Source organism: Nocardia sp. NPDC050406, from assembly GCF_044459025.1.
Taxonomy (GTDB): domain Bacteria; phylum Actinomycetota; class Actinomycetes; order Mycobacteriales; family Mycobacteriaceae; genus Nocardia.
Genome location: NZ_JBITIM010000004.1, coordinates 268,092 through 284,649, shown reverse-complemented (window position 1 = coordinate 284,649; position 16,558 = coordinate 268,092). Strand labels below are relative to the sequence as shown.

General features: G+C 69.4%; 14 protein-coding genes. 6 read left to right on the top strand and 8 right to left on the bottom strand.

Translation table 11 applies throughout. The features are described from left to right. Positions 1 to 98: 98 nt before the first annotated feature. From ACIBH2_RS30030 to ACIBH2_RS30020, 3 genes are read right to left on the bottom strand one after another with little or no spacing between them, the layout of a single operon-like run. Entirely contained in the window at positions 99 to 1,115 is a 1,017-nt protein-coding gene (locus tag ACIBH2_RS30030) for an SCO2522 family protein (RefSeq protein ID WP_397123573.1), read from the bottom strand. A gap of 6 nt (positions 1,116 to 1,121) precedes the next feature. Beyond that, complete coding sequence (locus tag ACIBH2_RS30025) at positions 1,122 to 2,039, bottom strand: SCO2523 family variant P-loop protein (protein WP_397123572.1); 918 nt, start codon at positions 2,037 to 2,039, stop codon at positions 1,122 to 1,124. Between the two features lie 3 nt (positions 2,040 to 2,042). Continuing rightward, positions 2,043 to 3,896 carry an SCO2524 family protein gene (locus tag ACIBH2_RS30020; RefSeq protein WP_397123570.1) on the bottom strand — a complete coding sequence of 618 codons (1,854 nt, stop codon included), beginning with the start codon at positions 3,894 to 3,896 and terminating at the stop codon, positions 2,043 to 2,045. A 202-nt stretch (positions 3,897 to 4,098) separates the two neighbouring features. Here ACIBH2_RS30020 and ACIBH2_RS30015 point away from each other — a divergent pair, with 202 nt between their 5' ends. The 3 genes from ACIBH2_RS30015 to ACIBH2_RS30005 are packed head-to-tail and all read left to right on the top strand — an operon-like array spanning position 4,099 to position 7,053. Further along, positions 4,099 to 4,965 (top strand): carbohydrate ABC transporter permease, encoded by an 867-nt coding sequence (locus ACIBH2_RS30015; RefSeq protein WP_397123568.1) that lies wholly within the window; start codon positions 4,099 to 4,101, stop codon positions 4,963 to 4,965. After that, the gene (locus tag ACIBH2_RS30010; protein ID WP_397123566.1) at positions 4,955 to 5,782 is read left to right on the top strand and encodes a carbohydrate ABC transporter permease; all 828 of its coding nucleotides are present in this window, start codon (positions 4,955 to 4,957) and stop codon (positions 5,780 to 5,782) included. Before ACIBH2_RS30015 ends, ACIBH2_RS30010 begins: the two co-directional genes overlap by 11 nt. A 2-nt stretch (positions 5,783 to 5,784) precedes the next feature. Beyond that, the gene (locus ACIBH2_RS30005; protein WP_397124259.1) at positions 5,785 to 7,053 is read left to right on the top strand and encodes an ABC transporter substrate-binding protein; all 1,269 of its coding nucleotides are present in this window, start codon (positions 5,785 to 5,787) and stop codon (positions 7,051 to 7,053) included. A 4-nt stretch (positions 7,054 to 7,057) separates the two neighbouring features. Here ACIBH2_RS30005 and ACIBH2_RS30000 read toward each other — a convergent pair whose 3' ends face one another. The 4 genes from ACIBH2_RS30000 to ACIBH2_RS29985 form a co-directional block, all read right to left on the bottom strand. After that, a complete protein-coding gene (locus ACIBH2_RS30000; protein WP_397124257.1) occupies positions 7,058 to 7,927 on the bottom strand; it encodes a DNA-3-methyladenine glycosylase family protein in 870 nt (289 codons plus the stop codon). A gap of 334 nt (positions 7,928 to 8,261) precedes the next feature. Next, positions 8,262 to 11,024 carry an FAD-binding and (Fe-S)-binding domain-containing protein gene (locus ACIBH2_RS29995; RefSeq protein ID WP_397123564.1) on the bottom strand — a complete coding sequence of 921 codons (2,763 nt, stop codon included), beginning with the start codon at positions 11,022 to 11,024 and terminating at the stop codon, positions 8,262 to 8,264. Between the two features lie 76 nt (positions 11,025 to 11,100). Continuing rightward, complete coding sequence (locus ACIBH2_RS29990; protein ID WP_397123562.1) at positions 11,101 to 11,415, bottom strand: hypothetical protein; 315 nt, start codon at positions 11,413 to 11,415, stop codon at positions 11,101 to 11,103. Next, entirely contained in the window at positions 11,412 to 11,651 is a 240-nt protein-coding gene (locus tag ACIBH2_RS29985; protein ID WP_397123560.1) for a hypothetical protein, read from the bottom strand. The genes ACIBH2_RS29990 and ACIBH2_RS29985 overlap by 4 nt, the downstream gene beginning before the upstream one ends. A gap of 178 nt (positions 11,652 to 11,829) precedes the next feature. On the opposite strand from ACIBH2_RS29985, the gene ACIBH2_RS29980 reads away from it, so the two are divergent. From ACIBH2_RS29980 to ACIBH2_RS29970, 3 genes are all read left to right on the top strand, one after another. Beyond that, a complete protein-coding gene (locus ACIBH2_RS29980; protein WP_397123558.1) occupies positions 11,830 to 13,710 on the top strand; it encodes an ABC transporter ATP-binding protein in 1,881 nt (626 codons plus the stop codon). 110 nt (positions 13,711 to 13,820) lie between these two features. Next, positions 13,821 to 14,354, top strand: coding sequence for a hypothetical protein (locus tag ACIBH2_RS29975; RefSeq protein ID WP_397123556.1), 534 nt, complete (start codon positions 13,821 to 13,823; stop codon positions 14,352 to 14,354). A 67-nt stretch (positions 14,355 to 14,421) separates the two neighbouring features. Continuing rightward, positions 14,422 to 15,351 (top strand): class I SAM-dependent methyltransferase, encoded by a 930-nt coding sequence (locus ACIBH2_RS29970; RefSeq protein ID WP_397123554.1) that lies wholly within the window; start codon positions 14,422 to 14,424, stop codon positions 15,349 to 15,351. Positions 15,352 to 15,411: 60 nt separating this feature from the next. Here the strand turns inward: ACIBH2_RS29970 and ACIBH2_RS29965 are convergent, their stop codons facing one another. Then, positions 15,412 to 16,407, bottom strand: coding sequence for an oxidoreductase (locus tag ACIBH2_RS29965; protein WP_397123552.1), 996 nt, complete (start codon positions 16,405 to 16,407; stop codon positions 15,412 to 15,414). Between the last annotated feature and the right edge of the window lie 151 nt (positions 16,408 to 16,558).

Here is a 16,558-nt window from a genome sequence, read left to right as displayed (position 1 = left end):
GGGATACCCGCGTCGCCGATGTGGATTCCGGCCAAAAGCATGCCGGAATGCCGGAGGTGGCGCACGCCGGGGTGGTGGTCGCGGTGGTGCGGCGCACCTCATTCACCGAGGAAGACGTGCGTCAGGCGGCGGGTCACCGGCGGGATGGTCACCGGAATGCGCTCGGCGGCACCGCGTTCGGTGAGCAGCGCCTGGACCTCTTCGTCCTGCTCCAGGTGGTCGAGGATCACTCGGACGGCGTGTTCGATGCCCAGATAGGTGTGCGGGAGTATCGAGAGCGAGCGGTAGGCGGCGAAGGGCGCCGCGGCGGGATTCAGCTGGGTGACGGCGGGCATCTTCCACCAGTTGTCCGGCCAGCCGTCGGCGGGCTGCCAGGGTTCGGGGGCGGCCACGAGGCCGCCGTTCCAGCGCAGCATGCCCAAGCGCAGCAGCTGCCAGATCGAGGCGAGGAAGGGGCAGGACCAGGTGGTGTGCACCTCGGTCGCCCCCGCCACGGTCTCCTCGCGGCGGCTCCACAGCTCCACGTCGAGGAAGATGGAGTGATTGCGGTGGCCGAACTCCTCCGGCGGCCGGTACGGCTCCACCCGCATGGCCTGCCCGGACGCGGTGTCCGAGGAGCGGCGGCCATTGCACAGCCAGCCGGATTCGGCGGTGGGCGGGCGGCGACCGTTGGTCTCCCTATCCGGTTCGGCCACAATACGATTGGCTACCATCTCAGCCAGCGGAATCGGATCGCCGCTGCGTTCGCCGTCGATGAAGACCGGCACCTCCCAGCAGCCCGCCTCCCGCGCCAGGTAATCGATACGCACACCGCACTCCTCGGCCGCGCCGAGCAGTTTGTCGAGAATCTCGGTGGGGTCGGTGTCGTGGCGGAAGTAGTCGTCGACGAGGAAGCAGGTGCTCACCCGCGCGGTGGGGCCGTACTGCGCCCGCGCCGCCTCGGCGTGCGCCGCCACCAGCGGTGCGACCTGTCGCAATTGCGCGCGAATGCGGTCCGCGCCATTGATGAGGTCGTCCATGTAGAAGTGTCCGACCTCGATGGACAGATGCGACAGCGGCAGTCCGGCCGTCCGGTTGCGCTCACTCGCCTCGCTGTAGCCCGTCGCGGAATCCACAGTGCATCACAGCCTTTCCCACACCGCCGTATTGGTGAGCTTATGGGCCAGATCGCGAAACGCGTCCGCGGTCTCCTCATTGGCGATATTGGCGGAGACATCGGCGTCCAGAATCACTTGTTCGCGCCACTGCAGCATGGGCTCCACCGGGGTCTCGCCCAGCACCACCGTGGAGCCCATGAGGTAGCGGCTGGCCGCGCGGTTGAGGGTGCCGTTCTGCTCCCGCAGCCAGGCCGCCTGCGCCGCGCGTTCGGCACTGGCCGGTTCGTTCAGCGCCGGAACCGCCGTCCGCACATAGCGCACCGATTCCAGCAGCCGCCGCCGATCGTGTCCACACGCCTCGCCGGTCTCGAGCAAACCGTGCGGTCCGTGCACCAGGCCGTTCGCGGCCACGATGTGCTGGCGGGTCCAGCGGTGGAAGATGAGCCAGCGGGCGGTGGCCTCGCGCAACTGCGGCGCCATGGTGGCGCGCAGCACCAGGGTGAGCGCGACCGAGCGGCCCGCGCTCAAATCGACCAGGGTGACATCGAATTCCTGCTCGACGGTGGCGAGCAGTTCGACGCAGCGGCGCGCCATGGCCTCGTCGGGGCTGACGAACTCCGCGCCCCCGCGATCGCCCGGAAACAGCACCAACCGCCCCGACGGGTGCCGGGAGCCGCGCAGTTCCATGCGGTCGGTCTCGGAGCGCACGCTCAGTCGGGTGATGGTGCCGGTGTCGCCGAGCAGGAACGAGTGCAGCCCGACGTCACCGGGTATGCCGCGGTCGATCCGGCTGATCTCGAAAATGGCCCCGGCCGTGGGGGAGCCGAAGTCGAAGTCCAGATAGGCGACCTTGAGGCCCTCCATGCTGAGTCGGTAGGCCATATTGCAGCTGGTCACCGAGCGACCGGTGCCGCCCTTGTCGGATGCGGAGAAGACGAGCACCGGTCACAGACTCCTCGTCGCGTCCTGGCGGGCGAAGGCCAGCTCGTCCAGCGCCAACAGTGAGCGGCTCGCGAGACTCAGTGCGGTACCCGGCCTTTCGTCGATGACCGCGCGCGCCCGCGAGAGCCGCTGCTCCACCCGGGCCAGCGCCGCGCGATTGGAGGAGACGTCCTCCTCGCTGAGTTCGAGGAGTTCGCGATTGAGCAGGTGTTCGGCCTCGGTGAGCAGTTCCATGGCGCGCAGCACCAGGCCAGGGGAGCGCAGCGGCGGTTCGCGGAACATGCGGTCGGCGGCGACCAGGCACTCCACCACGCGTTCGGTGAGGTACCAGGACGGCTGACCGGAGGGGGTTTCGGTGCCGAACACCCGCGACGGATCGTCCCACAGGCCGGTGGCGGAGCCGACCCGGAAGGTGCGGCGGTCCAGGTGGGACATGGTCTCCTGGGCCAGTTCCATGAGTTTGTCGCGGGTCTCCAGATTGCCCGAGAGCCGCGCGGCCTGCAGCGAGCGCTTCAAAAGCACTGTGGGATAGTCGGATACGATCCACTCCAGCTGTGGACCGCCGTCGACATCCGCGCTGCCCAGCAGTCGCAGGCGCACTCCCGGAATATGCAGGGCGCGGGCGGGATCGGATTCGGTGAGGCGGCTGATGATCCGCCCCCGGCGCGCCAGCTCGTCGAAAATCGGTGCGGCCCTTGTCAGATCGTCATCACTGGCTTCGCGGTTGAGCAGGTCCTGCATGAGCACGGCCGAGACGATGAGGCTGAAGTAGTCGGACTCCTCGCCGTCGGAGGTGCGCCAGGGAATATCCTCGAGCGGCCAACGGCCGGAACCGAATCGGGCCACCGCGGCCCAGTAGCGCTGGGCCAGATCCCAGCGCAATTGCAGCGCCTCGGCCAGGCGGCGCTGTTCGGCGTCGAGGAGGTCGAGTTCGCGGGTGCGGGCGGAGGTGAGGTCGTTGATGCCGTCCAGGGCGACCACGGTGAAGTGCAGGTACGGGCGCGCGACGGCATGGCCGGGCTGGGCGGCGATGGGCAGGTCCACGAAATCGATGGGCGCGGACTTGCTGACCAGGCCCCAGCTCCAGCCGCATTCGAACAGCAGACTCTCGTCGTAGAGGTCCACGTCCGGGGTCTGGCTCAGGGTGAGGTCGTTGCGTAGTCGAACGCGCACGCGCTCCAGGCGACGCGAGACCGCCTCGACGACCACGCCGGTGGGTGCGCCGGTCTGGTTGAGCATGGAGAGCATGGCCTCTCCGGCCTTGGAGTCCGGGGTGACGGTCTGCACCACGAAACTGCGCACCAGCCCGACCATGGCGGCGGTCAGGCGGGCGCCGATCCGCTCGGCGAGCACGTCGATGCGGGCGGCGAGTTCCTGTGCCTCACGCCGGGTCTGGGCGCGCACGAAGGCCTGGAAGCCGCGCAGGAATTTCAGCGCGGCCAGGCACAGCGTCAGCGACATGGAGTACGAGTCGACGACATCGAGACGGCGCTGCTCGGCGGTGGGCTCGTTGTCGTCGGCGGAGACCAGGTAGCTGCCCGCGGCGAAGACCGCTACACCGTTGTCGGTGTAGCGCTCGATGTACTCCTCGAGCAGGCCCACGATGGCCGCGCCGATGCGCGCCCCATTGCCGAGCGGGGCGAGCACCATGCGGATGTCGTCGGCGATATCGTCCGGGCGGTCCAGGGCGAAGCCGTCGATCTCGGTGGCCGGATACAGCAGGCACAGCAGCTGTTCGGCATCGGAGATGGAGTTGGCGCCCTCGCGCCCACCCCAGACCCAGGCGCCGTCGCGGTAGCAGGCGGACAGCAAGGACCGCCACACACCCAGAATCTGCTGTCGTGGCTGAATTCTCATCGAGCGCCGTCCCCTGCCGTCGTGGCCCGCCTCGCCGGGTGCACCGGCGTCGAAAAGAAGAAGCGTGGCGAAAACTATCATGCGCCACCGACGGCCACCGGGTGAACGGCGGGCGCGAACCTGGCCGTGCGCGTGGACACTTCGGGCGTATCGGGCGTGGCTGTGCGGCGGCGTCCCGGGGGCGGCGGTAGCGTCGCTGACCATGAGCCGGACGGTTCGCCGCGTGATCACGGGCTATGGGCTGCTGGCGCCGAGCCTGGTGGGCGTCGGCGTTTTCCTGCTGCTGCCGATCGCCGTGGTGCTGTGGCTGAGCCTGCACAGCTGGAATCTGCTGGGGCCCATGGAGTTCGCGGGTCTGGGCAATTGGCGGGCGGTGCTCAGCGATCCGGGATTCGGACACTCGCTGCTGGTCACCCTGGCGCTGACGGCGATGGTCGTGCCCGCGCAGACCGCGCTCGGCTTCGCGGTGGCGGCGCTGTTGGCGCGACGCGGGCGCGGCGGCACGGTCCTGCGCGTGGTCTACGCCCTGCCGTGGATGTGCGCGCCGGTGGCGGTGGGTGTGGTGTGGCAGTGGATCTTCGCGCCCACCGGCGGGGCGCTGAACGCGCTGCTGGGGCGGCGCGTCGAGTGGCTGAGCGAACCCGCGCTGGCGCTGCCCGCGGTCGCCGTGGTGCTCGTGTGGATGAATGTCGGATATGTGGCGCTGTTCTTCGTCGCGGGAATCCGCGCCATTCCCCGCGAGATACTCGAAGCGGGCGTGCTGGACGGTGCGACGGGGTGGCGGCGCACTCGGTGGCTGGTACTGCCGCTGCTGCGGCCAACCATGTTCTTCGTCCTGGTCACCGGCGTGATTACCGTGTTCCAGACCTTCGACGCGGTGTACGCGCTGACCAAGGGCGGGCCGGACCACGCCACGGATGTGGTTGCCATGCGGATGTATTCGGAGGCGTTCCAGGCGGCCCAGCCCGGGCGCGCCGCGGTCATGGCGGTGGTGGTCTGCGCCGTCATGTTCGTCATCACCGTCGCGCAGTACCGGTACTTTCGGGATCGGACCGGCCATGAGAATTGAGCGACCGACCCCGCGCACCGCGGCGGCCTACACGCTGTTGATCGCGGGCGCGCTGCTGACCGTGGCCCCGCTGGTGCTCAGCGCCATGACGGCGGTGAAGACGCCGGGGCAGTTCGCCTCGGATTTCGCTCTGGCGCTGCCGAATCCGGTGACCTGGGAGAATTTCGGGACCGTTCTGGGACAGGGCCTCGGCCGGGCCGTCGCGGTGACGGCGCTCATGACGGTCTTCATCACCTTCGGCCAGCTGATCACCTCGATCCTGGCCGGATACGCCTTCGCGCGCACCGACTTTCCCGGCCGAGACGTACTGTTCTGGATCTACCTCGGCACCATGATGGTGCCCCCGGCGGTCACCCTCATCCCGCTGTACCTCATGTTCGCGCGGCTGGGCTGGCTGAACACCTTCTGGGCGCTGGTACTGCCCTTCGCCTTCGGCTCGCCGTACGCCATATTCCTGCTGCGACAGTACTTTCGGGCGATTCCGGAGGAGTTCCTCAGCGCGGCGCGGGTGGACGGCGCGAACACCCTCGACATTCTCGTGCACGTGGTGGTGCCCATGAGCAGGCCGATTCTGGCCACCCTCACGCTGATCACCATTGTCACGCAGTGGAACAACTTCATGTGGCCACTGGTCGCCAGCAGCGGTGACCGGTGGCAGATCCTCACCGTGGCCACCGCGAACACGCAGACCCGATACGACGCCCAGTGGACGCTCGTCATGGCCGCCACCACCCTGGCCATCGCGCCGCTGGTGGTGTTGTTCGTGGTGTTCCAGCGGCAGGTGCTGCGCTCCATCGCGTGGACGGGGTTGAAATGAGGATCAAGGATTCGACCCGCGTGGTCCTCGGGCTCGCCCTCGCACTGGTGCTGCTCGTCACCGCGGCGCTGTGGCTGGGCCGCGATACCGAGGGCGATGGGCGCACCGTGGTGCGACTGCGTGTCTGGGATCAGAGCTTCGTCGCGGCGTATCGGGCCTCGCTGGACGAGTTCCAGCGCGCGAATCCGGATATCGAGGTGCGAATCACCTTGGTGCCGTGGGCTTCCTACGCGCAGAAGCTGCGGCTCGATGTGGCGGGCGGGACGGCCGACGACCTGTTCTGGGTGAGCCTGTACGAGGACTACGCCGACAGCGGGCGGCTCATGGATATCGGCGCGGCGCTGGCGGAACAGGCCGCGCGCGCCTGGGATCCATTCGCGGTCGCGCAGTTCAGCCGCGACGGAAAGCTCTGGGCGGTACCGCAATTCGTGGATGGCGGCACCGCCGTGTACTACAACCGGGAGCTGCTGGACGCGTCCGGCGTCTCGCCCGCCGAACTCGCGGCGCTGCGTTGGAGCCCCGATCCCGCCGACGACACCTTCCGGCAGCTGTTGCGCCGCTTGCGCGCACCCTGGCCGTACAACGCCGCCAACGACTTTCAGTCGATTCTGCTGCCGTATCTGGGCTCGGCCGGTGGGCAGCTCCAGCGCGACGGTGAGTTCGGCTTCGACAGCCCCGAGGGGCGGGTGGCCTTCGACTATCTGGTGCGGCTGATCGCCGACGGCCTCGCGCCCTCGGCCGCCGATACCAACACCAGCTCGGACTTCGCCAAAACCGCTTTCTTGCAAGGGAAGCTGGCGCTGTTCCAGTCCGGCACCTTCAACCTGGCGCAGATCGCCGAGAGTGCCGCGTTCCCGTGGGGCGTGGCCCTGATTCCGGCGGGTCCGGCGGGCCGGATCAGCGCGAACAACTCCATCGCGGTGGCGGGCAATGCGGCCACCGCCCATCCCGAGGCCGTGCGCCGGGTACTGGCCTGGCTGGGCGGTGCGGCGGGCAACCGATATCTCGCGCTCGACGGCGCGACGATCCCGGCCGTCGTGGCCGAACAGCAGGTGTACCGGGACTATTGGGCGCGCCAGGGCGTCGATGTGTCGCCGTTCTTCGAGGTGCTGCGCGAGCGGCAGATCAGTGCCGGGGGCGGCTCCGGATTCCCGGCCGCACTCGAGGCCATCGACCCGATACTCGACGAAATGTTCCTCGGGCGGCTACCGGTGGACGTCGCGCTGGCGCGGGCGCAGGCGGCTGGCAATGCGGCCCTCGACGCCCGCTAGCGAATCAGATTCGGCTGTGGTCGGTGTAGGGCGTGCGGGGACCGAATTTGGGCTTGTGCGCGAAACCCGCCAGCCCGAGCAGACGGACGGCCCGATAACGGTGTGGGCGCAGCGGTTCCAGATACTCGACCATGGCGTCGTCGTCGATGGGGCGGCCCAGCAGCGTCCAGCCGACAATGGCGGCGAGGTGGAAATCGCCCACGGACAAGGCATCGGCGTCACCGAAGGCGCGCTGGGCGATCTCGGCGGCGGTCCAGACGCCGATACCCGGGACGGTGCACAGATGTCGGGCGGCGGTCACGGGGTCGAGTTGGGCGGTCTCCTCCAGCTTGGCGGCCATGCGTGCGGCCAGCACGATGGTTTTCGAGCGCTGCGGCCCGACATTGGCGCGGTGGTAGACCCACGACGGGATATAGCGCCAGGTCTCGGCGTCCGGTGGCACGCGCAGGCCGTCGGGGGTGGGACCCGGCGCGGGAGTCCCATAGCGCCACACCAGTTTTCGCCACGAGTCGTGCGCGGTCTTGGTGTGCACCTTCTGCTCCAGGATGGCCGGGACCACGGCCTCGAACACCAGGCCGGTGCGCAACATGCGCAGGCCCGGATTCAGTCGATGGGCCTCGGCGATCTTCGGATGCTCAGGGACGAAGTCGGCGAGGTCCTCGTCCAGACACAGCATGACCGGGAGCCGCTCCAGGAACTCCTCGGCACCCGGCCCCCATGCCTGGGCGGCGACGGCATGGCGGTCGGCCTGGGTGAGGCGGTAGGTCACCGGGCCGCTCGGCATGCGGGAGGCGTGCCAGTGCGCGCCGTCGCGGGTGATGCGGTGGCAGGGGTCGCCGCCGCCGCGGCGCAGCGGGATGACCGTCGCCGCCATATCGATCGGACGATCGGACCGAACCGTACGTGCCTGGGCGGTCGCCGTCGCTGATGTCACCGGGCCATTCTGCGCTACGGCGGTCGGCGGTGAGTGCGGTATCCCGATGCCGGGTGAGCTGCGCCACAAATGATTCGGATAACGCGGAGTGCGAATCCGGCGATATGTCCTCCGATGCCTGTGCCCCGCTGGGCAATCGGTCGGCATCCGAGATAGGGAGGTTTCGCGTGCTCACCAATGTGATCAATTGGCTGCTCGGCGCCTGGGGCAGTGTTTTCGCCGGTAGCTCGGGTTACCAGATTCCGCCGGGCACCCTGCCCTTCGGCAGCTAGCGCTACGGTTCCAGCAGGAACTGGGCGAGGTGGCGGGCGGTACGACCGGCCAGTTGACCGGCCTGGGTTCGACAGGAGAACCCGTCCGCCACGAATACCGCGTCGGGACCCGCGTCCCGGAGTGCGGGGAGTAGGCCGTTCTCGGCCACCGCGACCGATATGTCGTAATGCCCACGCTGCATTCCGAAATTTCCGGCAAGTCCGCAGCAACCGGCTATTTCCGTGATCTTGGCACCGGTGCTCGCGAGAATTCGGCGGTCCGGCGAGAAACCCATGACCGCGTGCTGATGGCAGTGCGGCTGCACCACCACCGTGCGGTCGGCGCGATCGGGCGGCCGCCACTCGGGATGGGCCAGGAGGAATTCCGCGAGGGTGCGCACCGTGCGCGCGACATGCGGGGCGCGGTCGTCGTCCGGGAGCAGTCGCGGTAGCTCGTCGCGCAACGTCGCCGTGCAGGACGGCTCCAGCCCGACCACCACGCCTCCGGCGCGGACATGGTCGGCTAGAGCGTCGAGGGTGGCGCGCAAGCGCTGTCGGGCGGCGTCGAGTTGGCCGGTGCTGATCCAGGTCAGGCCGCAGCACACCCGACGCCGCGGAATGCTCACCCGATGACCCAGGGATTCGATCAATCGCACGGCGGCCGAGGCGATTTCGGGATCGAACGCGTCGGTGAACGTATCGATCCACAGCATTACGTCGGGCTGTGCGGCTGGTTCGTTCTCGGTCCACATGCGCCGGAAGCTCTTGGGTGCGAGCGCGGGAATGGGCCGTCGCGGGTCGATACCGCTGGCGCGCAAGCCCATTCGCCGCAGCGGCCCGATATCCGCCAGGGCGTTGGCCAGGCGCGGCAGCCGACCGGCCGCACCGAGCCACTGCGGGAGACGTCCGAGGGCGTAGTGGTCGAGCGGGCGGCGTCGCCCCTGGTAGCGGCGGTACAGCGTCTCGGATTTGTAGGTGGCCATATCGACGCCCGCCGGGCAGTCGACGTGACAGGCCTTGCAGGACAGGCACAGATCGAGGGATTCGGCGACGGCGTCCGAGCGCCAGTCCAGCGCCCCGCGCACCACCTCCTGAAGAACGCGAGCCCGGCCGCGGGTGCTGTCCTTCTCGTCGGCGGTCGCCAGATACGACGGGCACATGAAGCCGCCCGCGGCGCTGGAGTCCGCGCGACACTTGCCGACTCCCACGCAGCGATGCACGGCGGTGCCGATATCGCCGTCGTCGGGAAAGGCGAAGCCGCCGGTCGAGGGCACCGGCCGCAGGCCAGCCACGCGGAGGTCGGTGTCGATCGGCTCGGGGCGAACCAGCACACCCGGATTCAGGACATCGTCGGGATCGAACAGCGCCTTGAACCCCGCGAACGCCGCCAGCGCGTCGCGCGAGTACATGCGCGACAGCAGTTCCGAGCGGGCGCGGCCGTCGCCGTGCTCGCCCGAGAGCGAACCGCCGTGGCGCACCACCTGATCGGCGGCGTCTTCGAGGAAGGCCCGGAAGCGTTGCGGCGCATCGGCTATCGGGAGGTCGAGGCGCACGTGGATACAGCCGTCGCCGATATGGCCGTACAGCAGGCCGTCCACGGCGTGCTCGCGCATGAGCTCCTGGAACTCCCGCAGGTACGCGCCGAGCTGCTCCGGGGGCACGGCCGCGTCCTCCCAGCCGGGCCATGCCGGATTGCCGTCGGGCGTGCGGCCGGACAGTCCCGCGCCGTCGGCTCGGATGCTCCAGAGTGCCCGCGTCTCAGCGGGATCGGTGACGATCCGCGAATCGAGCGCACCGGCGGTCGCGCACAGCGCCCGCGCGGCCGCCAACACCTGATCGGCGGTGTCGCCGCCGAATTCCACGAACAGCCACCCGCCGCCGCGCGGCAGCTCCGGCACCGCACCACGATGAGTGCGCACCACATCGACGAGACGCGCGTCCATACCCTCGACGGCGAGTGGCCCACCGGCCATGACCGCCGCGATATCGTCGGCGGCAGTGGGCATATCGGGATAGCCGAGCACCACGAGTACGGTCGCGGCCGGTATGGGCACCAGGTCGACGGTGGCGTCGAGCAGCAGTCCACAGGTGCCCTCGGTCCCGACGAAGGCCCGAGCGATGGACGAACCCCGTTCCGGGACAAGATGTTCCAGGCTGTAACCGGAGGCCTGCCGCTCGAAGCGCCCCAGTTCGGTACGCAGGACGGCCAGCCGCGCCCGGGTGAACTCCGGCAGGCCGGGCACCGCCGACAGATCGTCGGCGAGCCTGCGCTCGGTACCGCCGCCATCGAGAATGCGCAGCTCCCGCACCGTATCCGAGGTGCGCCCCCAGGCCACCGCGTGCGGGCCGCAGGCATTGTTGCCGATCATGCCGCCGAGCGTGCAGCGGTTCTGCGTGGAGGGGTCCGGACCGAATCGGAGGCCGTGCGCGCCCGCCCGGCGTTGCAAGGCCGACAGCACGACCCCCGGCTGTACTCGCGCCCGCCGAGTCTCCGGGTCCAGCTCGAGGATCGCGTGCATATGCCTGCTGAAATCGAGTACGAGACCCGCGCCGATGGCATTGCCCGCCACCGAGGTTCCGCCGCCGCGCGCGGTGACCGAGAGTCCCTCGGCGCGGGCGAAGGCCAGGGTGGCCGCGACATCGGCGTCGCCGCGTGGAAAAACCACGGCGGTGGGCGGCACCCGGTAGTTGGAGGCGTCCGAGGAGTATTCCGCGCGCCGCCGGGGCGAACCGTCCACCTCGCCCGCGATCCGGTCGCGCAGCGCTCGCACGAGCGAATCCGTCACTGCCTCGACCTGTTCGCGGACGAATGCGCCACCGGATACAGCTCTGCCCGTCGTCGCGGCGAACCTCCTGCCGGAGTCATAGATACAGTCGCGCGATGCGCGTGCCGATGTCGTCCATGGTGTCGGAGTCGACCTCGGCGATGGGGTCGCCGGTGAGCCAATCGCTCGGCAGGGTCGTCGGCGCGACCAGGACCGCGGTGCCCACCGTGCCGAGATCGTAGAGATAGGCGCCCGCGGCCGGGCGCAATTGCGGCCCGACCACCTGCACCACGAGGCGCAGGCCGGGTTGGTCGTGGTTGTAGTTCTCGCCCGACACCACCAGGAACATGGTTCCGCCCGGCATGACCGTGGCGGCCTGGGTGAGGATGATCTGCCCCCGCTGGGCGGTCACCCACGCGCTCCGGGACGGGCGGCCTTGAAGGCCTCGGCCTGCCGCGCGGCCCAGTCCGCGCCGAGAAGTTTGTGCTCTTCGATCATGGCCACATCGTGGCGGCGGGCATCGGCGTAGGTCACCCGGTCGATGGTCTCGGCGATCCAGGTGGACAGCGGTTTCCCGGCGGCGGCCGCGGCGGCCCGAGCCGCGGCGGCGACACGGTCGGGCATGGTGATGCTGAGCTTCTCGGTCACACCAGAAATCCTACTGACGGTCATGACCGGCGGGGAGATTCACCGACGGAGTCACGGCGTTTCGCGCGCGGCGTTTCGCCGACGGCGAAGTCGGACGGATTTGCTCTCAACCTTTGTTGAGGTTCTAGTGTCGGTGGCCTCGGGTTTCATGGCCTGAGACGCGGTGAGGAGAGCGGCGATGAGTATGGAATCCGTGGCGTGGGATCAGCTGTACCGGCAGATGCACGCGCCCGACGAACAGCGGCCTATGCGCCTGGCGACCGCCCGGCGGATTCTCGCCTTCGCCTCCCGGCACCATCGCAGGCTCGTGGCCTTCCTGCTGCTCAGTGTGGTCTCGGCCCTGCTGGCGGTGGCCAGTCCGGTACTCGCGGGCTGGGTGGTGGACGGGATCGTCAAGGGCTCCGCGCCCCGGGTGGTGGTGACGCTCGCGGCCATCATCGGTGTGGTGGCGGTGCTGGATGCCGGACTGGGACTGGTCATTCGGTGGCTGTCCTCGCGCATCGGCGAAGGGCTCATCTACGACCTGCGGACCGCCGTCTTCGACCATGTGCAGCGGATGCCGGTGGCGTTCTTCACCCGCACCCGCACCGGCGCGCTGGTGAGCCGTCTCAACAGTGACGTGATCGGCGCGCAGCGGGCCTTCAGCTCCACCCTGTCGGGGGTGGTGACCAATCTGGTGACGCTCGCGCTGACGGTCGCCGTCATGATGCGGCTGTCCTGGCAGATCACGCTGCTCGCGCTGGTGCTGCTGCCGGTGTTCGTGCTGCCCGCGCGGCGAATGGGCCACAAGCTGGCCGGAATTCAGCGCGAGGCCGCCGGGCTGAACGCGTCCATGAGCACCCAGATGACCGAGCGCTTCTCCGCGCCCGGAGCCACGCTGGTGAAGCTGTTCGGCCGTCCCGAACAGGAGTCCTCGGAGTTCGCGGTGCGGGCCGGGCGGGTGCGCGATATCGGCGTGCGCACCGCCATGCTGCAGACCGTTTTCGTGACCGCGCTGACCCTGGTGTCGGCCTTGGCCATCGCGTTGGTCTACGGCCTGGGCGGGTTCTACGCGCTGCGCGGTCAGCTGGAAGCCGGTGCGGTGGTGTCGCTTTCGCTGCTGCTGACCCGGCTGTACTCGCCGCTCACCGCGCTGGCGAGCGCCCGGGTGGAGATCATGTCGGCGCTGGTGAGCTTCGAGCGGGTCTTCGAGGTGCTGGATCTGAAGCCGCTCATCGAGGACGCGCCCGAGGCGGTGGAGGTGCCGGAAGGGCCGGTGTCGGTGGAGCTGGACGCGGTGCACTTCGGGTACCCGGCGGCGGACAAGGTGTCGCTGGCCTCCCTGGAAGAGGTCGCGACACTGGACACCCGCGGCGGCGAGGAGGTGCTGCACGGGGTGACGCTGAAGGCCGAGCCCGGGCAGATGGTGGCGCTGGTCGGCTCCTCGGGAGCCGGTAAATCGACTATCGCGCAATTGGTTTCGCGGCTCTACGACGTGGACTCCGGTGCGGTGCGGCTGGCCGGAATGGATGTGCGCGACCTGAAGAGCCGGTCCATTCAGGCCACGGTCGGACTGGTGACCCAGGACGGGCACCTGTTCCACGACACCATTCGCAACAATCTGGCGCTGGCGCGGCCCGAGGCCACCGACGCGGAGCTGTGGGATGCGTTGCGGCGGGCCCGATTGCTGGAACTGGTGGAATCGCTGCCCGACGGCCTGGACACCGTGGTCGGGGAGCGCGGCTACCGGCTGTCGGGCGGTGAGCGCCAGCGGTTGACCATCGCCCGGCTGCTGCTCAAGCAGCCGCGGGTGGTGATCCTCGACGAGGCGACCGCCTCCCTGGACTCCACCTCCGAGGCGGCGGTGCAGGCGGCGCTGGGCGAAGCCCTGGAGGGTCGCACGGCTCTGGTTATCGCCCACCGGCTCTCGACCATTCGCAATGCCGATCAGATCGTGGTGTTGGAGCACGGGCGGATCGTGGAGCACGGAACGCACACCCAGTTGCTCGCGGCGGGCGGGCGGTACTCGGAGCTGTACCGCACCCAGTTCGCGGACGACAGCGCGCCGGTGGCGGCCTAGAACCACGCAGGACGCGCAGGGGCGCGGCGCGAATGACGCCGCGCCCCAACTCGTTCCGGCGCGCACCCGGGTGATCGTCGGTATGGTCGGGGTGTGTCGTGGGAGCGGACATGACGACCCTGGGAGATCGACTCATCGCGCCCGGGGCCAGCCGAGGCGAGCAGCTCGTCTGCTATCTCACCGCGACGATCGGGTCACTCGTCGCCGTCACCCTCGCCGTGCGCGCGGACCTCTCCGCACTCGCCATCGTGGTGATCGCCGTCGTGGCCTTCGACCTGTGTGGTGGCGCGGTGGTCAATGCCACCGCCTCCGCCAAACGCCACTTCCACCGCGAAGGGCGCACGGCTCGACACCACCTGCTCTTCGTCGCCATCCACCTGCAACCCTTCCTGCTGGCCTTGGTGGTGTCCGAATTCCCTTGGTACAGCGCGGGAGCCGTCTACGCGCTGGCGCTCGCGGGTGCGGTCGTCGTGGTCTCCTCGCCCCGGTTCCTACAACGCCCGATCGCCTTCGCCTGGGTGACCCTCGCCCTGCTGGTACCCCTCGATGTTCCGGCCGCGCTCGCCTGGATGCCGCCCATTCTCTTCATCAAACTGCTGCTCGCCCATCTCCAACCGGACGAGGCCCACCGCGCGAGCGGCTAGCCCGACACTTGTTGCCGAAACGGCAAAGAAAGTTGTCTCCGAGCGCGGGGTGGATAGCGTCGTAAGCATGGGCGCACAGACACATGGACATGGACACGGGCACGGTGGCGGGCACGGGCACACCCACGACGGGATCGACTGGTCCACCCGCATCGGATTCCTGCGGCGTGAGGACGCCGTCGCCGAGGAGGCCAATGCCGGGATCGCCGATCGGCTGGTGGGACGGCTGCCGGACCAGGCGACGGTGGTGGATATCGGTTCCGGGGCCGGTGGGCAGGCGGCGGCCTTCGCGCGGGTGCTCGCGGCGCGCGGCGGCGGTCGGATCGTGCTCGTCGACGCGGTGCCGGAGCTGCTCGACGCCGCCGCCGAAGCGGTGCGTCACGCACTCGGCGGCGGGGCCGCGGCCGAGTCGGTGACGGTGGAGCAGGTCTGTGTCGACGCGGCCTCCGACGAACTGTTGCGACAGACGCCCGAGGCCGATCTGGTGTGGGCGTCGCGGGTGGTCCACCATCTGCCCGATGAACAGGGCGGGGTGCGGCGGCTGGCGCGCTTGGTGCGCGCGGGCGGCTGGCTCGCGCTGGCCGAGGGCGGGCTGACCACCCGGTATCTGCCGTGGGATATCGGCATCGGCGCGCCGGGATTGCAGGATCGGCTCAACGCGGCCCGCGATGAGTGGTTCGCGGCCATGCGGGCCGAGATGCCGGATGCGGTGCGCATGCCGTATGGGTGGGGTGTGGCGCTGGCCGAGGCCGGTCTCGCCGAGGTGACCTCGTTCAGCGTGCTCACCGACCACCCGGCACCCGCGGGTCCCGCGGTGCGTGAGGCGGTCGTCGAATGGCTGACGGCGCTGAGCGAGCGCATGGACGAGAAGCTCTCCGAATCGGATCGCGACACCGTGAAGGCGCTGCTCGATCCGGCTGCCGACACCTACGTCGGAGCCCGCGACGACATCTTCTTGCTCAGCGCTTCGACCGTGTACGTGGGTCGGCGCGCCTGAGCCCATCGGCGCGTGCCGTGGTCCGAATGGATTGTCCGCCAATCCATTCGGACCGACGGCTCAGAACGCGCCCGCGACCCCGAAGACGGTGCGGCCGGAGTGGGTGCCGTCCATGATCGAGCGCAGCACCGCCGGAGCCTCGGTGATGGGGGAGTAGTTCTCGACACTCGAAAGGTGCTGGGGCTTCAGGTCTTTCGACATGCGAGCCCACAGGTCGCGGCGCGGGCCGATGGGCATGTGGGCGGAGTCCACACCCAGCAGCGCTACGCCGCGCAGGATGAAAGGCATGACGGTGGTGGGCAATTCGGGTCCGCCGGTGAGGCCGCTCACCGCCACCGCGCCGCCGTAGCGAATGCTGCTGAGGATGTAGGCGAGGGAGCGGCCGCCGACGCTGTCGACGGCACCCGCCCACTGCGCCTTGGCGAGTGGGCGGATCTTGGCGTCCGGATCTTCCGGCAGGCGGCCGATGACGGAGTTCGCGCCGAGTTCGGCGAGCCGGTCGCCCGCATCGGTCTTGCCGGTGGAGGCCACCACCTCGAAGCCGAGCGCGGCGAGCATATCCACCGCCACGCTGCCGACACCGCCGGTCGCGCCGGTCACCAGCACCGGGCCGGATTCGGGGGTGAGGCCGCGGTCGAGCAGGGCCTGCACGCTCATGGCGGCAGTGAAACCGGCGGTGCCCAGAGCCGCGGCCTCGCGCGGGGTGAGGCCCTCCAGCTTCACCACCCACTCCGCCGGGACACGCGCGTACTCGGCGAATCCGCCGTGGTGGGCGACGCCGATGTCGTAGCCGTGGGCGACCACCAGATCGCCGGGCGCGAAGGCCGGATCCTCGGAGGAGGCCACCTCGCCGGTGAGGTCGATACCGGGAATGATCGGGTACTCGCGCACCACGCCGCCGCGCGGTGTGATGGCCAGCGCGTCCTTGTAGTTGGCACTCGAGTAGTGCACCTTGATGGTCACCGTGCCCGCGCCCAGGAAGTCGTGGTCGACCTCCTCCCGCTTCAGCTCGATGCCGCTATCCGATTCACGTGCCACCATCGCCGAGAACGCCATACAGCCGAGCATAGGCGGAAAGGGCCCGCCGACACGATGGTCCGCACCGGATGCGGGCGGGCGATCACGGCGCTCGGCCCGCACCGAATAGAGACCTCCAGGTATCCCGGGTAGCCTGCCCCGGCAGTCAGTACCGAGGTACCCGGAGAGG